This is a genomic window from Acidobacteriota bacterium (assembly GCA_016208495.1).
Taxonomy (GTDB): Bacteria; Acidobacteriota; Blastocatellia; order Chloracidobacteriales; family Chloracidobacteriaceae; genus JACQXX01.
Genome location: JACQXX010000061.1, coordinates 15666 through 39317, shown reverse-complemented (window position 1 = coordinate 39317; position 23652 = coordinate 15666). Strand labels below are relative to the sequence as shown.

The 23652-nt window shown below is 51.1% G+C and carries 15 protein-coding genes; 12 read left to right on the top strand and 3 right to left on the bottom strand.

Annotated features, from left to right (window positions below; translation table 11 throughout):
* The 7 genes from HY774_11430 to HY774_11400 form a co-directional block, all read left to right on the top strand.
* On the top strand, window positions 1–462 hold a 462-nt coding region (locus HY774_11430; GenBank protein MBI4749093.1), incomplete at its 5' end, for a transposase.
* Window positions 463–1078: 616 nt separating this feature from the next.
* A complete protein-coding gene (locus tag HY774_11425) occupies window positions 1079–2125 on the top strand; it encodes a prepilin-type N-terminal cleavage/methylation domain-containing protein (protein MBI4749092.1) in 1047 nt (348 codons plus the stop codon).
* A 37-nt stretch (window positions 2126–2162) separates the two neighbouring features.
* On the top strand, window positions 2163–2699 hold the full coding sequence (locus HY774_11420; GenBank protein MBI4749091.1) for a hypothetical protein: 537 nt from the start codon (window positions 2163–2165) through the stop codon (window positions 2697–2699).
* An 82-nt stretch (window positions 2700–2781) separates the two neighbouring features.
* Window positions 2782–3225: a hypothetical protein gene (locus HY774_11415; protein ID MBI4749090.1), complete on the top strand. Its 444-nt coding sequence runs from the start codon at window positions 2782–2784 to the stop codon at window positions 3223–3225.
* Window positions 3226–3273: 48 nt separating this feature from the next.
* The gene (locus HY774_11410) at window positions 3274–4455 is read left to right on the top strand and encodes a hypothetical protein (protein ID MBI4749089.1); all 1182 of its coding nucleotides are present in this window, start codon (window positions 3274–3276) and stop codon (window positions 4453–4455) included.
* 330 nt (window positions 4456–4785) lie between these two features.
* Window positions 4786–7131, top strand: a complete 2346-nt coding sequence (locus HY774_11405; protein MBI4749088.1) for a right-handed parallel beta-helix repeat-containing protein — start codon at window positions 4786–4788, stop codon at window positions 7129–7131.
* A 75-nt stretch (window positions 7132–7206) separates the two neighbouring features.
* Window positions 7207–7683, top strand: coding sequence for a hypothetical protein (locus tag HY774_11400; GenBank protein MBI4749087.1), 477 nt, complete (start codon window positions 7207–7209; stop codon window positions 7681–7683).
* A 308-nt stretch (window positions 7684–7991) separates the two neighbouring features.
* Here HY774_11400 and HY774_11395 read toward each other — a convergent pair whose 3' ends face one another.
* On the bottom strand, window positions 7992–10439 hold the full coding sequence (locus HY774_11395) for an IPT/TIG domain-containing protein (protein ID MBI4749086.1): 2448 nt from the start codon (window positions 10437–10439) through the stop codon (window positions 7992–7994).
* 372 nt (window positions 10440–10811) lie between these two features.
* Between HY774_11395 and HY774_11390 the strand changes: the two genes are divergently transcribed.
* From HY774_11390 to HY774_11380, 3 genes are all read left to right on the top strand, one after another.
* Entirely contained in the window at window positions 10812–17627 is a 6816-nt protein-coding gene (locus HY774_11390) for an amino acid adenylation domain-containing protein (protein MBI4749085.1), read from the top strand.
* A gap of 584 nt (window positions 17628–18211) precedes the next feature.
* Window positions 18212–18766: a hypothetical protein gene (locus HY774_11385; GenBank protein ID MBI4749084.1), complete on the top strand. Its 555-nt coding sequence runs from the start codon at window positions 18212–18214 to the stop codon at window positions 18764–18766.
* Between the two features lie 193 nt (window positions 18767–18959).
* Window positions 18960–19937 carry an aspartyl protease family protein gene (locus tag HY774_11380; GenBank protein ID MBI4749083.1) on the top strand — a complete coding sequence of 326 codons (978 nt, stop codon included), beginning with the start codon at window positions 18960–18962 and terminating at the stop codon, window positions 19935–19937.
* A 14-nt stretch (window positions 19938–19951) separates the two neighbouring features.
* Here the strand turns inward: HY774_11380 and HY774_11375 are convergent, their stop codons facing one another.
* Entirely contained in the window at window positions 19952–20584 is a 633-nt protein-coding gene (locus HY774_11375; protein ID MBI4749082.1) for an HAD family phosphatase, read from the bottom strand.
* Between the two features lie 108 nt (window positions 20585–20692).
* Between HY774_11375 and HY774_11370 the strand changes: the two genes are divergently transcribed.
* Entirely contained in the window at window positions 20693–21928 is a 1236-nt protein-coding gene (locus tag HY774_11370) for an acetate kinase (protein ID MBI4749081.1), read from the top strand.
* A 161-nt stretch (window positions 21929–22089) separates the two neighbouring features.
* Window positions 22090–23115: a hypothetical protein gene (locus HY774_11365; protein ID MBI4749080.1), complete on the top strand. Its 1026-nt coding sequence runs from the start codon at window positions 22090–22092 to the stop codon at window positions 23113–23115.
* A 115-nt stretch (window positions 23116–23230) separates the two neighbouring features.
* On the opposite strand, the gene HY774_11360 is transcribed toward HY774_11365, so the two are convergent.
* Window positions 23231–23623 carry a VOC family protein gene (locus tag HY774_11360; protein ID MBI4749079.1) on the bottom strand — a complete coding sequence of 131 codons (393 nt, stop codon included), beginning with the start codon at window positions 23621–23623 and terminating at the stop codon, window positions 23231–23233.
* Between the last annotated feature and the right edge of the window lie 29 nt (window positions 23624–23652).

Here is a 23652-nt window from a genome sequence, read left to right as displayed (position 1 = left end):
GTCAAACCGACGATCAGATATCAACATGGGTTTGAGAACACCTATCTGTATGGAGCGGTGGAAGTGGCGACGGGAAGGACCTTTTTTCTGGAGTTGCCGAGCCTGGATACGATTTGTTTTCAACTGTTTCTGGATTATCTAGCGGCGGAATTCCCGAACTCACTCAATATTTTAGTCCTGGACACCGCATCGGTTCATCACGCACAACAGATGGTGCGTCCAACCCAGATGCGGTTTGTGTTTACACCGCCGTATACTCCGGAAGTGAATTCGATGGAGCGGGTGTGGGAAGCCTTCAAGTTTGAACTGGCGGGCGAACTATTTGAGGATCTGTGTCATTTGTCAGACAGCCTGGTTGCTTTGGTTCGGTCTTGTGTTGCCGAAAAACTGAGATCGTTGACATTTTTCCCGTATATGAGAAATGCGATTAATGCAATTAATGCGACTAATACGATGATTTGATTCCAAAATGGTATAAGCACCTTGTCATAAGTTTCCCGAGATATTGGATTTGGTAAGTGCTTGATACTTTCTATGTTTTCCGTATTTTCCGTGGTTGAAATGTCTGGACATTTTTGACAAGGCGCTTAAAGCATTGATGGAGTTAAGTCATTTAATTTCGAAATGAATTTAAACCAATTCGCCTGGTTCAATTAAATCCACTGGGTCGCGATCAGGGCGGCCTTGAAAAGCTGAAAACCCGGTTGCACTTTTGGACGAATCCAGGCACAATATCCGGCATCGTGTGGGGGCCACCCACGCTCAATCTCCCGTCAAATCAAAAAGTGGTTCGTGTTCTCTCAAGCTATCATATCCGAGTTGGGATCAAATCCTGAAACCGGGTTTGCTTGTTGATTGAAATGATTGTCTCTCAATCACTTATGATGAATGGTTGATCCAAACCGGCCTCTGAGTGATGGAGAACTGGAAAACGGGACATCCGTTTTCTGACCTGGCCGGAGTTTCTGGTGAAATCACTCATCTGATTTGGTTCCAGTGATGGCAATGTCCCTATACTTTGGCACAAGGATTGCTCTACTGATGTGTAGTTCAAATTATTTGCAGGATGCTATTTCGTATGCCGCGCCAAAAGCCGTTTTCAAATGCCACTCCCCATAGAGAACATGGACTGAGCTTGCTGGAACTGCTCGTCACCTTGTTCTTGCTGTCCCTCTTTGTTGGGGTGCTGGTCACCGGCATCACCGTCTATCAAAAATACCGGGTGCGGGTCGCCACCCAAAAACGACTCCAGGAACTGACGTACGGCTTGACGGCCACCCTCAAAAACGACATTGAAACCGCCGGATTGATGAGCAAACCCGAGGAGCGGCTGGTGGTCAAGGAGGGGTCGGTCGGTCGTCCGGCGGTGTATCTTTCCACTGACAATCAATCGTTGATGGTGATCGGCACCAATCTGGCCACCACTGGTCGCGTGGTTCAAGTCTCGGGCTCAACCGTGATTTTAAATGGGATTGACCCCGATGTGTGGAAGGGGTTACTGGCTGGCACGGTGGTTTTGATTTCCGGTGGTGGCCAACCCCCAACCCTGTTTCGACTGACGGAAGCTCCCCGAAATCCAACCCCGTCGGAACTCATCATTGCGGGCGGCAGTCCGATCAGCGTTCCCGACCCAGGCGACTCGGGTTCAGGTCCTGGACGGGAGACTCGAATCCCAGACCGTCCTGGTGGTGGGACCGGCGGCGGTGGATTGGGTCAGGTGGCCGGAACGATTTTGATTCCGGACCGGACAGTGGTCCTGACCGGCACGGCCAATGCCGCCTGTGATGGATTTGCCTCACTGGGTTCGACCGTGACCGCCGCCATGTCCGCCGTCCCGGTCACTACGATCATTCACTATGACTTTGGCAATGGTCAGATTCTGCGGACGGAACGCTCGCTGTGCACCAGCCAGGGGGATACCTCGCAGACGCAAACCGATTACTCCTCCCCGCTTTCAATCGAACTTTCGCTCCGGTATGTGTCGGACACGGGAGAAAGTGTGGCCCTGCCAGTCAATCTGGCCACGTTGCGCGGGATTGCCGTTCACGGAAAACTGTCTGACCGAAATCTGAAACTCACTGAAGGATTTGACTTTACTGCTTATGTTCACGAATGGAAACCATAAAATCAGGGTTCGGGGTTCGGGGTTTGGGGTTCAGGGTTTGAAGAAACCAGGGATCGCACCCGCACCGTTCTTTCACGCTCGACGACGGGAAGCCGGATTGAGTCTGCTGGAGTTGGTGATTGTGCTGGGGAGTCTGGGAGCGATTGCCATTGGAATTCTAGGGATTGTCCAGCAATATGGACGAGGCCAGCGTGACCATGAAATCAAGGCAGCGGAAACCATCGTCACCGAACTGAAGAAAGCCCGGCTCAATGCGCGGCTGGGAGTTGACCAGGCTGAAGCGCGAACCGTGGTGCTCACAACTTTACGGTTGCCCAAGACCGTCGAACTGGTGACCGAGGTTGGAGCGGGAGAGTTGCCAGCCGGCGTGACGTTGTTCAATCCGCACCAGGCCGTGGTGTTTGATCCCCAAAGCGGCCTGCTCAGTGGGGATGGCGGAATGATCGTGGTCCAGGATCGAGTCACGAAACGCGCCCGAGGGATTGTGATTCCCAGGGTGTACGGTCCACTCCAGCGGTATGTGAAATATCCAGGGGATCAACACTTCACGCTGATGAGTTCGGTGGTGTATTAAATCCTTGGGCACTGGGGGTCTGGGGACAAACCAAAAAGTCAGTCCCACCCGCGTGAGCGGGAGGGTGTTGAGGAGAAACCGGATGAAACGTCAACAAAGAACTTCGCGCAAAGCAGGGTTTACGTTGCTGGAACTGGTGGTGGCAATTGGGATGCTGCTGGTGACGGTGTCGCTGGTGGGGAGCTTTATGTACACCGAACTGCGGGCACATCAGGCGACGGAAGACTTTCTCAAGCTCAATCGGCTGGCAACGCAAGTGGCGACCCGGCTGGCGTTCCAAAAGATCAAAGCGGATGTGTCAGGTCAGATCACGGTTGATTGTGAGGGGAATCTGATTGCCTTCGGTGAGCCAAAAGAGGAAGTGAAAAAACCCGGGAAGCCAGTGGCCAAATCACCAGGAGTCGTGGTGTATCGGTATGTCGGCTCCGTCAGACCGATTTCAGGAAACGTGACGCACATCACCGTCAAGCTGGTGGCCGAAAAAGGGCGGGAACGCTTTGCCTCGGCCACCTACCAGACACAATAGCGACCGAATGACCAGTACTTTGATTGTATTCCAATGGAGAGAATGAGTATGAAACAGCGACCAACCAGGCAACCAGTCTTGCGAACCCGGCGGTATCGGGGCTACATCGTGCCGTGCACGCTCCTGATCTGTTTTTTCATCCTGAGCTGGCTGCTCGTCCTGGGACTGGAAACCGCGGCGAATGTCAGGCTGGCGGCGCACGAAGGGTATCGGATTCAGGCCGAATCGGTGTCGTTCGCGATGCAGCCGGATTTGAAGGTGGCGGCGGAAGCATTTTTCGTGCGGACAGCCTGTGCACTGGAAGAGGAATGGCAGCAGAAGTTCGCCAAAGCGACCCCGCCGACACCACAGGAGGTGCGGCAGTTTATAGACGACCGGTTTCCATACTACCAGCCGATAGAGATGGTTTACGCAACGCTGGTGCAGGGAGCGCCGGAAGAAGTGGCGCAAGGATTTCGGAAGGTGTATGGACAGGGGATGATCAAACTGGACGTTGACGCCATTGAGTTGCGGACGGTCGGAGGGCGGCCAAACCAGATCGTGATCCCGTTCACGATGGTGATTCCGTACCGGATCTCATTTGCATCGAGGGATTTAGCGCCGTCGCCGCAGGCATTTTTGGATACCTACGGTTCAATCTGGCATCCGCCGACGGGAGTGCTGTTTGATGCCAAAACGGTGGATAAGAAAAATGACATCAGCGCGTTGACGATGCCGAACTTCGACAATGCAATCCAGTACCGGGCGGAGCTGGTGCTGGTGTTGGAGAAACCCGGCATCGAACCACCGGTTTGGAATCCACCAGCGGGGATACGACCCGGCAAACCCGGCCCCTGTCCAGTGTCAGTTCAGCGGAACCCAGATGGAACGTGTGATGTTGTGAATTGCAATGGCGATAATGTCTCAGGTGGCGGGACATTTACTGATTGTGCAGAAGCTCAGGAAGTAGCTGATGCCTATAACCAGAACCCGGCACAAGGGCAGGAAGAATTAAATATCGCAGCTAAGGATGGATCATTTAAACCTTTTTGTGTGGATATTGGCTGTGCCCAACCAACATTAGTAGATACTTCTCAGTACACTGATTTGGAAGATTATGGTGAAACGGTTGATGGAGATAAACCAGTTGATAACCTTGGGGTTCCCCCAGGCTCGCTGATCCGTGAAGCAAAAGTTCGCTTTCCCAGAGAAGGATTCTTTCGAGGTATCCCGCGTCGCATGAGGTTTTAAATGAGAAAAGCACGTTTTTATATCTCTTTCATGTGGGTTGTTTTGATCATTACCGTTCAATACCCTCTACAAGCCTACTCAAGTTCAAGTCAGTTCAATACCAGTCATAAGTTATTGAGGTTTGTAGGGCCAGTTCTATCACCCACTGAAGTCAAACGGGCAGATGCAATGTTGAGCCTTATTGGTAAAATATTAAAAACTGGAGGGAGTAATTATTATGATCAACATCCAATCAGAGAATTTGAAGAACTATCTATCGCAAACAAAGCTTTTGGCTCCCCAATAGAGCGGTATGTGATTCTCAGAGAAACCATTGGGGCTTTGATAAAAATGTATCGAACCATTAATCCAGTACCCAGGCAATCAGCCCAACCTGCCGGATTTCTGGAAGAATCAGATTATGCGAGTTTTTCTGAAATTGTGGTCTCAAATACAGGTGATTCAGGGACGGGAACACTACGTGACGCCGTTGCCCAGGTAAATCGGGTGGCTGGAAACCGACGAATCGTTTTTAGATTACCAACATCTGACCCAGGTTATAATCGCCAGACTGGGGTCTGGCGGATTACATTAAAAGACCCAATCATTCTCCAAACAAATAAAGTTCTTTTAGATGGACTGTCGCAAGCTAAATTTAGCGGAGAAACAAATCCCAATGGCCCTGAAATTCAAATTTATGATGGGATCCGACGAGGCTTTGAGACATTACCCGGCCAGAATAGTAATATTTTTTTGCAATCAATGATTTGTATTTATAATGGCAGTCAAAATTGGATTCGTGGATTTAACTTTGGTTCTGACGAATCATTTTCCGCAAATTCTTGGGGAGGACCTCAGATTTGTCACTTTAATAGCGATACAAATCAATTTTCTTTAGGTAATAAAATTACAGATAACTGGCTTGGTTTATCTGCAAGTGGAGATTTAATTGAAAGTAACCTAACTACGCCTGGAATATCATTGGGCCAAGGAGCGAGCTTTAATTTAATAGAGCAAAATGTTATTTGTGCATATGGGCTTCCATTACTTCTATCTGGTCCTGGTGAAATCAATTCTGTTAAGGGAAATTTAATAACACGAAATTATTTTGGGACTAACAAAACCGGGACTAGGCGATTAGACTATAAATCAAACACAATTGGTCCTTTCTTTGTCCCAGCAACCTATATTGATTCAGATGACGGAGTTGGCGGCAATATCATTGAAAACAATATCTTCGCAGGTCAAGAAGGTGGTGCGATAGGTCGGGTTGATAATTTTGGCGGTACTTCTCGTGGAGACATCATCCGCAATAATCGGATTGGAATTGGACCAAACGGTGAAGATATTGCTCCAAAAGGAAATCCTGATATTTTACCTCCGCCTGGACAGGAAAAAGGAGAAGTGTCAATTGGTATTTTCGCTGGTGAAGGAGACACGGTTACAAACAATATCATTGCGAATTTTCCCTATTGTGGAATAAAAGTTGGAGATAACTCCGAAGACCCTGACCCATCTCGAACGACAACTATTCAAAATAATCAAATTATCAACACACCCGTGGGGATTCAAGTTGCGAATATTAGAACGAAGACAATCATTCAACAGAATAGATTTGAGAATTGTCCACGGGGAGGAATTACCGTTTGCTCAAAGGCTTATTTTATATTTCCATTGTACTTCCCAGCAGCCGAAAACAGGGAAAAGCAAACCAACAACATCACCATTTCCAACAATACCTTCGTCAATGTCGGAGGACCAGGCATTGCCTTGACTGAGTTCTTCCGGACGGTATTTGAACGGCGGTGGGTGCCCAATCAGTTTACTGAACTCCAATCCGCTGGGCCGAATAATTACCAGCCATCGGTGAGACTCGCTTCGGCCAAGAAGCAGAAAGATGGAAGTATCGTTGTTTCAGGAACTTCGCCAGGGTCGGGGACGATGGAGCTGTGTGCTTCGCAGCGACCGGCACTCCCGAATGCTCCGGCGACCGAACCGCTCGCTTACGGACTGGGAAATTTGATCCAGTCCGCCCAAATTGGCACGGGAGCGTTTCAGGTGACGATTCCAGCGGACAAAACTGGTGGAATCACTGACATCACCGCTACCCTCACCGTCAACAACCAGACCTCGGAGTTTGCCCGAACCGTCGCGGTGACTCCCGCCGATGTTGATCCACCTCCGGATACCGTCAAACCAATGGTCTCCGTTACTTCCCCAGCTCAAGGACTGGTGGTCGAATCCCGTCCCAATGCCCAGGTTGAGGTCATCTGGCAATCTTCTGACAATGTTGGAGTTACTGGTCACTGGGTTAAACTTAACGGCACTCGGAACGGCACTCCGTTTGAAGAAACCCTCGCCGCTGGTTTGCCTGGAACCGCCACCAGTTTCACCCTCCAGATTGCTGAAAACGATGCCTATTCCCAGGCGCAACTCACGGTTTCGGCCACCGATGCCGCCGGCAACCCCGAATGTGACCATTTCCTGGACCTCAGCCGACAACATCGCGGTGACGTCGCACGACGTGCTCTACGCCACCGATGGCACGACCTTCTCGACAACGGTGGTGACTGGATTGCCTGGGAATCAACAACAATTCGCCTGGACCGTTCCCACTTCGTTTCCAAAAACCAAAGTTGCCCGGGTGAAGGTCATTGCTCGCGATGCGGCCTCCAATTCCGGCGAAGCTGTCAGTAGCTCATTTGTGGTCAAATAAAAACACCACAGAAAAGTGGCATCAAGCTGCCGCACTCCAAATGACGAGGAGGGGAAATGCACATCAATGTATCGAAAAAGAAGTTGATTTCACTCGCGGTTTATTTTGTGGTAGGTGACCTGATTGCCTTATCGGTCGGCATTTACATTCTGACCCACCCCGACGCGAGCTTGAAAATGATAACTACGGCCTCAGGCAGCGTGATTTCGACAAATGAGTATCAAGCTGCAGCCCATAAAATCGCGGATGCAATCAAGGCTCAGCAAATCCCAGGCGGGCAAATGCTGCTGTTGGGCGTGTGGGTTGACCACAATGGCAAAGTGTATGCGGTAGAAGCTGAAAGTCATCAGGTGATTTTGGACGAAACCCCAAACCCAAACATCGGGCAGGAATTGATGGGTGGCGTCAACCTGGTCAATTTACCCTTTGAAACCGTCAGTGGCTTACTGGTTCTGACTGAAGGCGAGGACCGGTTAGTCGGCCAGTCGGCAACGGTGTACCAGCGAAAACCACTTCCTTCCCAACCCCAATAATTCCAAAGATAGCAATTCCTAGTTTTAATGTTTTCTTAATTTGAACTCTCCAAAGTGGTTTCACTGGAATCTTAAACCAATTCAAAAACCTGGAAAAAGTTCAGAGTCCCGCCTTTAGGCGGCCCCAAGTATCCGTCCAGACCAAACTGAGGATACCAAACCCGCCTCTCTGAACTTGATCCCAATTTCCAAACAAAGGGTTTATCAAAGGCGCAAATTTCAGTTGATCAAATTGATTTCTGTAAATTGCTGATCTCGAAGTCCTGATTTCAACCCTTCGTTCGCATTACCGACAACTCGCTATTACATCAATTCACCACCAGCGTCACATCAATCGGCTGGATGGTCACTCCAGTGGCCGTTCCTGTAATTCGAATCGTGTAGGTTCCATTGGGAACGCTCAACAAAGCGACCGCCGTTAAGATCGCGGAATCAGTTGTGGTTTGCTGAGGCACCAGTTGCAAATTCAACCCGGTCACATTGCTGTTGACCAGAGCGGCTTTTAGTTCAACTGAATCAGGAAAATTGATCCGATTGATGGCAATTCGATAGACAGCGGCGACACCTCTGACCGCAGTTTGAGTGGTTGGATTGGCAGTCAGAGTCACGGATTGAGTCGTGACGGTTTGGATATTGAGCGCGACGGTGGTTGATCCGCTTCCGCCATTGGCGACTTTCCCAGTGATGGTCAGAACATACGTTCCTGGCACAATTCGACTTGAAGTGGTAACCCGCATCAGGCTTTCACTTGCTGAGGTGGGGTTGGGGGCAATTTGCGCTTCAGCCCCAGCAGGTAGCCCGTCAACTGACAGGGTCACCGGACCGACATCGTCACTCGTTCGCAGGCCGATGGTGTAGAAGGCAGATTGACCCGCATTGATGGTTCGACTGGTTGGAAATGATGACAGGTCAACGGTTGCAGGTGGCGGATCACCAGTAACCGTAATGGTGGTCAGAGCTTCTCCCCCACGATTGTGAATCAAGAACGGAAATTCACCGCCAAACGGGATCGGAGGAACCGTGACCCGTAGTTCAGAGGAACTGACCACTCTGGCCAAAACAAACGGATTCCTGCCAATTGTGATAAAGGTCGGGACAATAAAATTTGTTCCCTTCACAGTTAGCTCCGTCACCTGGCCAGCAGGAATGGGGTTTGGGGAAATACTCGAAATGGTCGGTGTTCCAATCGTCACCTGAATAATTGAGCCCCGTTCGGCATCAAGCACAAACACGCTATCTTCGAGCGTTGCCACGGCAACTGGATTGCGAAAAGTGCCTGGTGGAGCTAAATCTCCAATTGTCACCTGGTCACGAGTGATGCTCAACACACGAACCCGTTCTCCGATCACAACATACAAGTTTCCGGCTGAATCAGCGGCAATGGCTTTAGGGCGTTGAGATTGCCGATGACTCACCAAAGTATCTTCGGCTCGGCCCGAAGTGGAGGAAATTGATTTGACTTCGCCGCTGGGAAGCGCAATCTGTCGCACCAGATTGCTGTCTTCCGTCACACTTAACACATTGTTTTCAAGATCAATGCGTTGTGGAGTCGTAAACTGTGCGGCGGTGCCGGTGCCATCTTTTGAACCCGGTTGGCCAATCGTTCCGGCCAGTACTTTCAGCGTTGCAGGTTTGTTGTTGATATCGGCTTGCCAGATAACATGGTTGACGGCATCGGTAATGTAGAGATCTTCATTTGAATCCACCGAAATATCGCGTGGTCCCCAGTTTGTCACGCTGGCAACTCGTTTGACATCAGCCAGGGTTATCAGGGTTTCAGTGTTTCCCGATTGTGGGTCCAATCGTCGAATGGCCTGATTGTTGATATCGGCAACATACAAAGCCTGACCAACTGCGAGTCCAAGCGGTCCGTTCAACAACACTCCCGATGCCGAGCCATCATTATTTCCCGGGGTATCGGCCTTGCCGACAAAATTTGAGAGAGCCTGTCCCGTCTGACCCGCCTTGATGGTGTGTTTTTGGAAATCGGAAGCAAAATTACGTCGGGTGCTTCCCTGGATTTCCAGGTCAGCCTCGCCAAAAACGCCGGAAACGGTACTGGTAACCTGGTTGACGGCACAGGAAACTTGTTTGACAACATTCCCCGAGGTTAATTCAATGGTTGCCGCACCTTCGGCAATTCCGGTGATCACTCCAGTCGCACTAATCGAAGCAATATCAGGGTTCAAACTTCGGTACGTAATCGGAGGGTTTGGAATCGGATTTCCGCTCTGATCAAGCACATTCACGGTGAGCGCAATCGTGTTTGGGGTGAGATCATTGGGCGTGTTGACGACCAGCGTTTCTGGGTCAACGATTTCAATTGCAGTGGCGGTTGAGGTTGGCGATCCGGCACCCACGACAAAATCAATGCTGTTTGAGACCTTCCCATCCGGATTCGTCACCGTGACTTTATAAGTTACATCTGATTGGAAAAGCTCACTCGGCGCGCCTTTTATGACCATCTTCGAAGCGTCTTTGAATTTGGCGGCGGTAATCTGAGTTGAGTTAAATTTCACTATCGAACCGGAAACAAACCCTGAGCCCTTTATTTTGATTTTACTCGGAACTGTCCCTTTTGCGGTCTGGGCAGGAGAAATTGATGACAAAACCGGCGCTCCCTGGCGGGCAACCACTCCGACACTTGCTTTCTGGCCAGCCGTCTGACCGGTGAGAACCGGAAACGTCAGCCCCAGACCTGCACTGAGAGCGAGCAGTCCAACCATAAAAAATCCCAGTCTCGGCGCTTTTTTCATACCTACCTCAGATTTTGGAGTGCAGCGGCTTGACGCCGCTTTAGATTTTCCGCGGTTTTGACGTGGGACAGCGGCGTCAAGCCGCCATATTTTTTAGCACAGTATTGATGCCTGAACCTGAAGTGCAAGAAAAAAATCACGTGTGACAGAATTGATGCGGTGAGTGGAGGAAAAGTCGGTTCCAGGTTCCGGGGTTGAAAAGGCGAAAAGAACGAAAAGGACGAAAAAGACCAAAGCTCGAAAACCCGGAACTCGGAACCTGGAACCCAGCCCGATAATACATTGCAGTCACCGTGGTGAGCATACTATGCTCCGGAACCTCATCCTCAGGATGCATACCATCCCACTCTCACGTCCAGAATTGAAACGGCAATGGCATTTGAAGAACTTCCATCCACGCAAATTGAAGATATTTACCCACTGTCTCCTTTGCAGCAGGGGATGTTGTTTCACTCACTGCTCACCCCCGGCGCGGGTCTGTATATCGAGCAAATGGCCTGTACCATCAAGGGGACCCTTGATGCAGTCGCTTTTGAGCGAGCCTGGCACATCCTGGTTGAGCGCCATTCGATTTTGCGAACGGCCTTTGTTTGGGAGGGATTGGACGAACCATTACAGGTGGTTCAATTGGATGTCAAAGTCCCATTTGAGTTTCACGACTGGCGGAATCTGACCCAAACCGATCAAGAAGCACAATTTGATGAATTCCTTACCCAACAACGAACACAGGGGTTTGAACTGACGCAGGCGCCGTTGATGTCCCTGGCATTGATCCAGTGCGGCGAGTCAGAATTTCAATTCATCTGGTGCCACCACCATTTGCTCCTTGATGGATGGGGAGTGCCCATCGTGTTGCGCGAGGTATTTGCCGCCTATGAAGCCATCCGGCAGAATCGGGTGCCAACCCTGCCTCCGGTGCGTCCCTATCGAGATTATATTGGCTGGTTGAAAGAACAGTCAGTCGAGCAGGCTGAACAGTATTGGAGACAGTACCTCCAGGGATTTTCAGCCCCGACGTATTTGAGTGCCTTTCAAGACACGAACAACACCGCCTCCCAGCCTGCGCGGTACGAGTTCAACCTGGATGAAGCCACCAGCGAGCAACTGGCAATGCTGGCACGGGAACACCAAATCACACTCAACACCCTGGTTTTGGGCGCCTGGACCAAATTGATGAGTGTCCACACCACGGCTGAAGATGTGGTGTTTGGCGTCACAGTTTCAGGCCGCCCTCCCGAACTGGCTGGATCTGATGCGATGCTTGGCTTGTTTATCAACACCTTGCCACTCCGGGCGACGGTTCCTGCAGACGTACCTGTCATGGAGTGGCTGGCCAAACTCCAGGTTCAACAGGCTGAAATGCGACAGTTTGAATCCACTCCCCTGGTGCACATTCAGGGATGGAGCGAAATTCCACCTGGAACGGCCCTGTTTGACACACTTTTTATTTTTGAAAACTACCCTTCACCGCCAAACCTGACAACCGGCCAGGAACGCCCCACCACCATCTCCCTTGAAAAAGTAAAGGCGCGTGGCACCACCAATTATCCACTAACCTTTGTGGCGGCGCCGGGGAGAGAACTTCATTTTCTGGCGGTGTATGATGAAGCCATTTTTCCAGGTGAGTTTGTTTCCGGTCTGGTCGGACAAATGATCGCCCTGCTTGAAAATCTGACTCAATCACCAGATCAAACCCTCAACCACTGGTCACCCTTATCCGAAGCTGAACGACATAAAATCCTGGTTGAATGGAACCCGACGTCCCGTCCATTCCCTGATGAAAAGTGCATCCATCACCTGTTTGAGCAACAGGTTCGGAAAACACCAGAGGCGGTGGCGGTTGTCTTCCAGGACCAGTCCGTTACCTATCGCGAACTCAATTACCGGGCTGATCAACTTGCGTTCTACCTGCAATTGCTTGGCGTCAAACCAGAAACCCTGGTCGGTCTGTGTGTGAACCGATCAATTGAAATGCTGGTGGGAATGCTCGGTATCTTGAAAGCCGGAGGCGCTTTTGTTCCGCTTGATCCGTCATATCCAAAAGAACGGCTGGCATTTATGCTTGCGGATTCACAGGTTCCGGTCCTTGTGACCCAATCTGTTCTGTTGTCCCGCCTTCCCCGGTACGGAAGCCAGGTGGTTTACCTGGACCAGCCATTGCCCACGCTTTCACACCGGCCTTTTCCAGTTGAAGCCACCTCCCACCATCTGGCTTATGTGATTTATACCTCGGGGTCAACTGGCACGCCCAAAGGCACGCTGCTTCAACATCAAGGGTTGTGCAATCTGGCACTGGCTCAAATCCAGGACATGGGGTTTGCCCCTGGTTCACGGGTGGTCCAATTTTCGTCTTTGAGTTTTGATGCCTCAGTGTTCGAGATTTTTGCGACGCTGGTGGGCGGCTCAACGCTGTATCTGGGGACTCGGGTTGACTTGATGCCAGGAGCGGAACTGGCTCAGTTCCTCACGCATCACCAAATCAATGTCGCCACCTTACCACCGTCAGCCGCTGCCGCTTTGCCGGAGGGCGAATACCCGGCGCTCCGCACTCTGATTACTGCTGGTGAATCCTGCACCGCAGAACTGGTTCAAAAGTGGACCCGTCCAGGTCGGAGATTCATCAATGCCTATGGTCCGACTGAGGCCACTGTTTGCGCCACATTTACCGATTGCGAACCAACTGACCATCACCCAACCATTGGCCGTCCGGTGGCCAACATCCAAATTTTCCTGCTTGATCAACACGGGCAGCCGGTCCCGGTTGATGTTCCTGGCGAACTCTGGATTGGTGGAGTCAGCCTGGCACGTGGGTATCTCAATCAACCAGAATTGACAGCGGAGCGGTTTAAACCAGGGTTCAGGGTTGAGAAACCAGGGTTCAGGGTTGAGAAACCAGAGTTCAGGGTTGAGAAACCAGGGTTCAGGGTTCAGGGTTCAGGGTTCAGGGATTCAGACTCTGACACGTTGGGACAAACGACAGCCTCAGAATCAGCAAATTTAGGACAGGATTTGAAAGTACCGCTGACCCATGGCAGCACACTTTCTAAACCCCGAACCCCGAACCCTGAACCCCGAACCCTGTACAAAACCGGTGACCTCGCCCGCTATCGGGCCGACGGGCAGATTGAATTTCTTGGGCGCATTGACGATCAGGTGAAACTTCGTGGGCATCGAATCGAGCTTGGAGAAATCGAAGCCGTCCTCAATCATCATCCACTGGTCAAGGAATCGGTTGTGGTGGCTCGCGATGATGCCCAAACTGGTAAACAACTGACGGCTTATGTCGTGCTCAACCAGCCAGCCAGACCATCCACGGGATCGCTTTCCCTGGGATTTCAACCTGGGATTTCAACCCAGCAACAGGTTGAAATAGCAGATTTTTTGAGGCACCGGTTGCCTGAGTTTATGGTGCCGACAGTATTTGTGGTCCTTGAAGCGCTGCCGATTTCACCAAGCGGAAAGATTGATCGTCGGGCCCTCCCCGCGCCAGAGCGAATTCTTCGAGCCGACGATCAGGAATCCCAGGCGGTCCCGCAGACCCCAGTTGAGGAAATGGTGGCTGATCTCTGGTCTCAAGTCCTGCATCTGCCCACGGTTCACCGCCATTCCAATTTTTTTGCTCTGGGCGGTCATTCGCTGCTTGCAACTCAACTGGCATCCCGACTCCGCGAAACATTTCAACTTGATCTGCCGCTGAGCCTGATCTTTGAAGCTCCAACCGTGGCGCAACAGGCAAGCTGGATTACCCGTCAACAACTTCAGGGAGCTTCTGGCGGATCCGCAGCCAGTGCCCCGCCGCCGCCACTGGTGGCTGTATCCAGGGAACATCCGTTACCGCTTTCATTTTCGCAGCTTCGCACCTGGTTTATGGAACAGCTTGAACCCAGCGAACCGCTGGCGGGCGGGGTTCGACTGCATGGCAAGCTGGACCTCGCGGTTCTGGAACGGTGTTTTGTGGAAATTATTGAGCGCCATGAAGTGCTGCGGACGTCATTTGAAACCGTCAATGGACAGCCAATCCAGGTTATTCATCGAACGCTCCGGTTCCAAATCGAGGTCATCAACGTTCAGGACGCAAGTTCCCCTGAAGAACGCCGTGCTCGAATTGAAGAATTCCTCGCCCGAGAAGGCCGTAAACCCTTTCAATTGACCACGGGGCCGCTCTTGCGAGTGGCACTTATCCAGCTTGCACCGGAATCCTGGATTCTCTTTTTCGCGGTTCATCACATTATTTCCGACGGCTGGTCGCTGGAAATTTTTGGTCGTGAACTGGCGGTCCTCTACCGGGCCTTTTCAAAGGGTGAGCCTTCTCCGTTGCGGCCACTTCCGATTCAGTACGCCGATTTTGCCGTTTGGCAACGGAACTGGCTGCAAGGTGATGTCCTCAAAGCACATTTGAAGTATTGGAAAGACCAGCTCACCGGGGCCCCGGCAGTACTGGAACTGCCGACTGACTCACCACGGCCTGAAGTCTGGGCATATCGGGGAATGCGCGAAAGCCACACGTTTTCAAGGACTTCGACCGAAAAATTAAAAGCCCTCAGCCACGCTAACGGTGTGACGCCGTTTATGACCCTGTTTGCGGCGTACAACGTACTGCTGTCACGCCTGTCAGGCCAGGAAGACCTGCTGGTTGGAATTCCGGTCACCAATCGCAATCACCTTGAAGTTGAAAAACTCATCGGCTTTTTTGTGAACACTCTGGTGTTGCGCACTAAACTGACTCACCGTCCTACCTTTGCCGACCTGCTCAGTCAGACTCGGACCACCGCGCTTGGGGCGTTTGCCCATCAGGACCTTCCTTTTGAAAAACTGATTGAAGAACTCCAACCAGAGCGCGATTTACGCCGCACCCCATTGTTGCAGGTGATGTTTTCATTTGAATCAGCGCTTCGTCATCCACGCCGACCTGAAACTCCGACAGAAGCCGAAACCTTGAGAATGAGCCCGTTGGAAATCAATCTGGCCATTGATCGAGGAACGTCAAACCTGGATTTGACCGTCTTTTTCCGAGAAACGGCGGATGGCATCACATCCACCTGGGAATACAACCGGGAATTGTTTGAAAGCACCACCATTCAACGTTTTGCGCAGATTTTGGAGATTATTCTTGAAACCGTCACAACAAATCCCGATATCCCGATAACCGAAATCCCGTTGTTGTCAGAGGCGGAATTCAAACAAGTCACGATTGACTGGAATGCAACCCACACTGATTTTCCATTGAATGTTCCAGTCCATATCCTGTTTGAACAACAGGTGAAACGCACGCCGTTTGCCACGGCAGTTACTTTCCAGGGAAAAGCTGTATCCTATCGCGAATTAAATCAGCGAGCCACGCAGGTCGCTTCACACCTGGCGTCACTCGGAGTTGGAATTGAATCTCTGGTCGGCTTGTGTCTGGACCGTTCGTTTGAAATGGTGGTGGGGATGCTCGGGATTTTGAAAGCGGGTGCAGCTTACGTTCCGCTTGACCCAGCGTATCCCAAGGAACGGCTGTCCTGGATGATTCAAGATGCCGGGCTCAAATCAATTTTGACCACCACCCAGATGCGTGACCGCCTTCCAGACCAGATTCCGACCGTGATTGCGCTCGACAGTCAGTTTTTCCCACCATCGGTATTTTTCCAATCCCCCACGCCAGATCCGGAAAACCTGGCCTATGTGATTTATACCTCTGGATCAACCGGTTTGCCGAAAGGGGTCTTAATCCCGCATCGTGGCTTGACCAATCTGGCGCTGGCGCAGATCAAAGCGTTTGGCATTACCGGGAAATCACGAGTCCTTCAATTTGCTTCGCTGAGTTTTGACGCTTCGGTCTCTGAAGTGTTTACCACTTTGCTGGCTGGAGCCACGCTGGTTCTGGCGTCAAAAGAAGATCTGCGGCCTGGCCCCGAATTGATTGACCTTCTCCACCGCGAGCATATCTCGACCGTCACGCTGCCGCCTTCGGTACTGGCGGTTTTGCCCGATGCCGAATTGCCACACCTGCACACGCTGGTCACCGCTGGCGAAGCCTGTTCGGTGGATATCGTGCACCGATGGGGACGGAACCGGCGTTTTTTGAACGCCTATGGCCCAACGGAAACATCGGTTTGCGCGACGATCCACCATTGCACACCAACCAATCGAAAACCGCCGATTGGCCGCCCCATTGACAATGTTCAGGTTTATGTCCTTGATCACGCCCAGCAACCGCTCCCGGCGGGTATTCCAGGTGAAATTTGCATTGGCGGGGTGGGGGTTGCCCGTGGCTATCTTAACCGACCCGGACTGACAGAGGAACGGTTTCAATCAGGGTTCAGGGTTCAGGGTTCAGGGTTGAAGATTCCTGAATTAGAAGGATCTGATCAAGCTCATGGCAAAGAAGCTCAAGATTTATTGAATCTCTCAAAAGGGAGTCCCCAAACCCTGAACCCTGAACCCCGAACCCTGGTTTTAGAGCCCCGAACCCTGTCTTTATATCGCACTGGCGACCTTGGTCGCTGGCTTGAAGACGGCACGCTGGAGTTTCTCGGGCGACTCGACAATCAGGTGAAAATCCGTGGCTTCCGCATTGAATTAGGTGAAATCGAAGCCGTGATGCAGAACGTGCAAGGTGTGGTGAAAGCAGTCGTTCTGGCCGATACGTCTTCGACTGGCGAAGCACGCCTGGTGTCGTTTGTCGTGCTTGATCAAACCATACCTGGTGATGCCGTCATGCCCGCGCTAACGGCCTATTTAAAAGAGCGGTTACCGGAATACATGCTCCCGGCGGTGATTACTCCGCTCGATAGCCTGCCGCTCACCGTCAGCGGCAAGATTGACCAGCGCGCGCTCCTCGGTCAAAGCGTCTCGCGTCCAGTCCAGGCCGGGAACTATGTTGCCCCACGGACTCCGATTGAGGAAGAACTGGTCGAACTCTGGAGCAAACTCCTCAAAATCGAGCAAATCGGCGTGTATGACAATTTCTTTGAACTGGGTGGGCATTCGTTGCTTCTGACCCGGCTCGCCTCTCAAATCCGCGAACAGTTTGGGGTTGAACTCCCGCTTCGAATCCTGTTTGACGCCCCAACCATTGATAGCATGACTTCAGCCATCGCCGACTATCAGCTTTCCCAAACTGATAGTGACGAAGCGGCTGAACTCCTGGCCGAAATCCAGCACCTTTCACCCGAGGAAATCCGCGCTCTGCTTGAAGATGAGTAGCGCCGGAGTAGCGAGTAGTGAGTAGCGAATAGTCAATCCAAAACAACGAGCAGCCTCTGTTCCAGAAAGGTTGTTTGAGCTTGACAGTTCCACCCGGGCGCAAACATTTCACCGTCTCCGTTCCGGTGGGTGCCCTCAAAGCAGGCTGCCCACCGGCTATTTTCCGCCGCCCATCCGGGCGAAATCCGACCTTTCCGCAACAGAGAATGAGCAGCGAAAAGAATTTTGTCTGACTACTCGCTACTCGCTACTCACCACTCACTTTTCTACGGATATGGGCCACTGGCTACACCATATCGTGTAAGTTGCTTTCCTTTCTTCTCTAAAATTCCCCAGGAAAACTGACATTTCAGTTTCATGCACTGGATTTACACCACAATTCAGTAGCTATTATTTATCCGGTAGCAAGTTTGGCACACTGCTTGTTGTAGAGTATTCCATCAAACACATTCCACAGAATTAACCTGGACCCTAACTGCTCTTTCCAATGAAAGAACAGTTAACCATCTGTGGAATATACATTTACTCAATTTAACACGGGATGTCTCTAACATATTTTTCAACACCGAATAGGAGAATCCAATATGTTTACAAGCGATAAAGGCAAACTGCTCGCAGCCGGTTTAGCACTGACGATGTTTGGGGGTGCCGTCGGGGCATTCACAACTCGTTCAAATACTCCGACCACACCAGCGCCGGCGCCAACCCAAACCGTAACAGCACCAGCGGCTCAACCTCAACCATTACCCCAACCGGTAGATCCGATGCAGCCTCAGATTATTATGCCGGATCAACTTCAACCCGGAATGACCTATCAACTGGTGCCGGTGCAAGGCACTCAAGTCGCTCCGGTTCAATATGTTGAAGAGCCACAGCCCGTGACGCGGAGATCCACCACCCGGACACGCCGTGTATCTTCATCGAGTCCTCAACGGACTTACTACACCTATTCAGAAGCTCCGCAAAAGAAACCTTCGTTCTGGAATCGCCACCGTGACATTTTGACGGTTGGTATCGGAACAGGCGTCGGTGCGGCCATTGGCGGGCTGGCGGGCGGCAAGAAAGGTGCGGCCATTGGGGCCCTGGCCGGCGGTGGAGGTTCAGCCCTTTACACGTATGGCCTTCGCAAACGGAACTAAACACCAGGCTGAAGACATCGGGCTGAAGCCTGATGTCTTCAGCCCTCAGCCCCATCAATTTTGATTCAAACTTCCTTGGGGTTTTATATCAATTTGCAATGGGATATTTGTATTAGAAAACAGTCAAACAGTTCAATCAAATAAACTTAGCGAACTACTGACTACTGACTACTGACTACGAACTGATATTACTATGAAACATTCACTGAAAAGTACCTTGCTTTTGTCCGGGTTGGTAACGGTACTTTTGACCCTGGTGCAGTTTCCCGCCGAACAGCCGTCAGCCCTGGCTGAAACACCTGGCCGGGCTTCAACCAGATCAGTCACCCGCGCCATTCCTTTTCCTGCCCCGGTTGAATTTCGCGAAGATGACAGCCGGGGTCTCCAAATCAAAACCTGGGTTAATGATCGTGGGCCTTTTATTTTCTTGATTGACACGGGTGCCGGGTTGACCTTGATTTCCAGATCGGTGGCGGGTCAGGCGAGAGTTCAGGCGACCGGGAAAACACTGGTGCTTCAAGGCCCAGGAAATTCGGGGCCCATGCGAACAGAAGAAGCCATTCTTCAACGGCTGGCGATTGGGGGAATTGACAACCCGCTTCCCAATCGTGGCCGGGTAGCCGTAACCACCTCGCTGCCCACCGGGATTGATGGGATTTTGGATCCAACCGAGGCATTTCAACCGCTGGGGTTCGTTCTGGATTTCCCCAATCGTCGCATCAGTGCCCTTGATCCAGTTTCAGACACGTTGCGAAATCGTCAACCTCCAGTTGAAGGCGCCATTGTGCGCTGGGTATCAGACCCACAGGGTCGCCGGCCTTTTGTTCAACTCAATGGGAAAGTCACGGCTTTGCTTGATACTGGTGGACGGTTTGGATTGGCCGTATCATCCACAGCCGCCAACCGACTTGGCATCACGGTGACACCTGGGCGAAAAACTTCGACCTTAAACGACATCAACGGAGGTAGTTTTGTGGTCCATCGAATTCAGCCTGCCACCATCTGGCTTGATTCAATGGTTCTTGAAAGAATTCCAACCGATCTTCTGGAAAATGTTCCCGGAGATACACCCGTCCTCTTTGGACGCGATGCCCTGCGACCCTTTCGAGTCAGTTTCGACCCTCGGAGCCGACTCATTGAGTTTGCACCAGCGGCAGAAATCGAAGATTGAGTCAGGCTAGCTCCTTATTTTGAAAAGACTGGCGGTAAGTGAAACCGACCTGCCAGTTCCACCTCCAGCAGTTCAACTGATTCAAAAATAAGGCTGTGCAGGCCCAGTGCCTGCGCGGCCTTGATGTTTTCCAGGCGATCATCCACAAACAGGGCTTCTTCGGGAACAACCTCCAGATGGTTTATACACAGTTCAAAAATGGCCGGGTCTGGTTTGGCAATTCCCAACTCACACGAATAGACCTCAACCTCAAATTTCGGCAGCCAGTGACACAGACTGGAAAGCTCACACCGCATATCAACCGGCATATTTGACAGAATCGCGGTTTGAATCCCGACGTTTTGCAGCCGGGCAACCCAGTCAAGCATGAGAAAGTTCGGTTCCGCCCAGCTTCGATTATCAAGCGCAATCAGTTTTTCCACGGTTGATTCTGAGATTTGAAATCCGGCTACCGAACCAAAAGCCTGCCAGTATCCGCTTCCATCAAGGAATCCAAGGTCGTATTGGTGTCGAAACTGGTAATAGCCAGCCTGGAACTGTAGGGTGGGAATGTCGCACAAATTTGCCATTTCCTGAATCATTTCAGATGGTTGTGGCTGGCAAAGAACATTTCCATAATCAAAGATGACGGTTGAGATTGAGATCATAGGCTTGCGTATCGGTAAAGGTGCGACTCGCCACCTGCAATTTTTCCTGATATGTTTGGGATTACACCACGTCTGACCGCCCCCACTTTATTTTCAGGATATTTCACCATGAATATTTTGGTTTTGAACTGCGGCAGCTCATCTGTCAAGTTTCAATTGATTGAAACTGATCTGGATTTGATTGCCGCTAATCAGGATCGAAAGCTGGCCCAGGGTGTCATCGAACGCATCGGCGGCGAAGCAATCATTACCACTCGGGTCACTGGCCGGGAAAGTGAACGTCAAACACTCCCGGTCAGAAACCATAAAACCGCCGTTGAATGGATCTTGCGCTGGTTGTGCTCTGAAGAAGCTGCGATTCCTGATATTTCAACTTTAGGTGATGTCCACGCGGTTGGAAATCGAGTGGTTCACGGCGGTGACTATTTTCATGAATCTGTCAGAATTTCCGATGACGTGCTTCGAAAAATAGAGGAGTGCATTGAACTGGCACCGCTGCATAACCCGGCCAATCTCAAGGGGATTGCCGCCGTTCGGGATGTACTGGGAAAAGGAATTCCGCAGGTGGCGGTGTTTGACACGGCATTTCATCAAACGCTCCCGGATTATGCCTATCTGTATGCAGTTCCCTATCAATTTTACCGGCGGCATCGAATTCGGCGCTATGGATTTCACGGAACCTCCTGCCGGTTTGTGGCTTATCGGTATCGGCAATTGCTCGGGATTGAACGCGAACAGGTCAATATCGTGGCGCTTCATTTGGGCAATGGCTGTTCGATCACCGCCATCCACGAAGGCAAATCGGTGGATACTTCAATGGGGTTTACACCGCTCGAAGGTTTGGTGATGGGAACCCGCTCTGGGGACCTCGACCCGGCCATTATTGAATTCTTATCAGCTAAAGAAGGACTTTCGGTCAGCGAAGTTGACGCCGTTCTCAATCGCCATTCCGGCCTGCTTGGGATTTCTGGGCTCACCAATGATATGCGGGAATTGCTGGACGAAGAACGCGAAAACAATGATCGCCGGGCCCGGCTGGCAATTGAGATCTTCTGTTATCGAGTTCGGAAATACATCGGAAGCTATCTGGTTGCGATGGGAGGCGCTGATGCAATTGTCTTTACCGGAGGGATTGGGGAAAATTCGGCGGATATCCGCAACCGCATTTGCACCGGGCTGGATTTTGTCGGCCTCACGCTTGATCCCAAACTGAATGCCACAATCATTGGCGGTGCCGAAGGTCGGATTTCATCGGAAAATGCGCGACTTGCGGCCTATGTCATTCCAACCAACGAAGAACTATTGATCGCCCGTGATACAGTGCGATGCATTACAGCCAAATGAAGAAGGTGGTTAGTAGTTAGTGGTTAGTGGTTAGTTCTTGGTTTTTGGTTCTTGGTTCTTAGAAAGAATTGGTTACAAAGCACCAAGTACCAAGCACTAATCACTAACCACTAACCACTAATCACTAACCACTAATCTCATTCTTCATTCCAAAGGTTTTTATGCCTGCCAAAATGATCATTGTGGTTCACTATCCCTTAGAATCCGGTCGAATGGTACTTCGTACCGACATGGACTGGGATCGGAATATTTATCCGGCTGAACAGCCACGCGGAAACAATCGAGTTGAGTTTGAAATTACAACGGATCGGCCCTATTTTTACTTCAAGCCCTGTATTCTAAAAGGCTCGGAAGTCACCTGGGCACAAGGGAGCAACTATCTGGCGATTGTTCCCAATAAACGCAAGGAAATCTATCCTCACTTTTTTGCTCCCTGGCACGGACGGATTTCCGAGCCGGCGGTGATTGGCACCGGGAGTAAAGCCCATCGAGTTCGATTTTATGTGCCCCCTGGATATGACGAAAACTCGATTAAGCGCTTTTCAGTCCTGTATATGCATGATGGACACAACTTGTTTTTTCCCGAAGAGGCGTTTATTGGCCAGACCTGGGAAATGGCGGAGACCATGATGCTGCTTGATGCCATGAATGCCATCAATAAGTGCATCATTGTTGGTATTTCCCCAAATGACCGCATGGAGGAATACACCCAACCCGGCTATGAAGCCTATGGAAAATTCCTGGTTGAAACGCTTAAACCGGCGATTGACATCCAGTGTCGAACCCTGGCCGGACCGGAAAACACTGTTGTCATGGGATCATCCCTGGGTGGAGTAGTTTCGTTTTTTCTTGGCTGGGAGTACCCACATGTGTTTGGAAAAGCCGCCTGTTTGTCCAGCACGTTTGGGTACAAAGATAACTTTATGGAGCGGGTTGCCACCGAAGAAAAACGAAAGATCCAGCTCTATATTGATAGTGGGTGGCCAGGTGATAACTATGAAGTTTCCCGCAGCCTCACCACTCTTCTGGTCAGGCGGGGTTATGTGTTTGGCTCAGATTTGCTCTATTTTGCTTTCCCCAACGCACTCCACAATGAAAAATCGTGGGCGCTCAGAACACACATTCCGCTTCAATTTTTCCTTGGTAAACGGATATCGGCCCAGTCGTTTAACTTCCCACTGGTTTGAAGATAGGACTGAAAACATTGGGCTGAAGACTGAGGGCTGAAGAACTGGGTTTCTTTCATCCCTCATCCTTCATCCCTCATCCCTTTCGTTGCCCCAAGCCCTCCAGCCCTGGTTTTCAGTCCACCTGACACGTTGGGGGGTCGTCGGTTTCTTCGGTCAAGATAATCAGGTAACCGTCTGGATCCCGGAAAGCAAATTCCCGGCGACCATAGGAATAGACCTCTGGCCCCCATTCAATCGTGAGTTTGTCTTTGAGTTCGATGTGGAGTTCCCGCGCGCCGTCAACTTCGATATACAAATCACATGTGCCTTGTTTGGCGTCCGTGCGGCAGCCATCCGGCACAAAAAAGCCAAGACTGACGGTATCGCGAGCGAGAATGCAGAAGGTGGGTTGATCTTCAGGCCAGACAACATCTTCAGTAAAACCAAGGATTTGGGTATAAAAATCAATGGTGCGCCGAAGGTCCGTTACTGGAACACGCGGAGTTACCTGGAAAAAATGTGGCATAGGATTTCCTCAAAAAGTGAAGGTGTGCG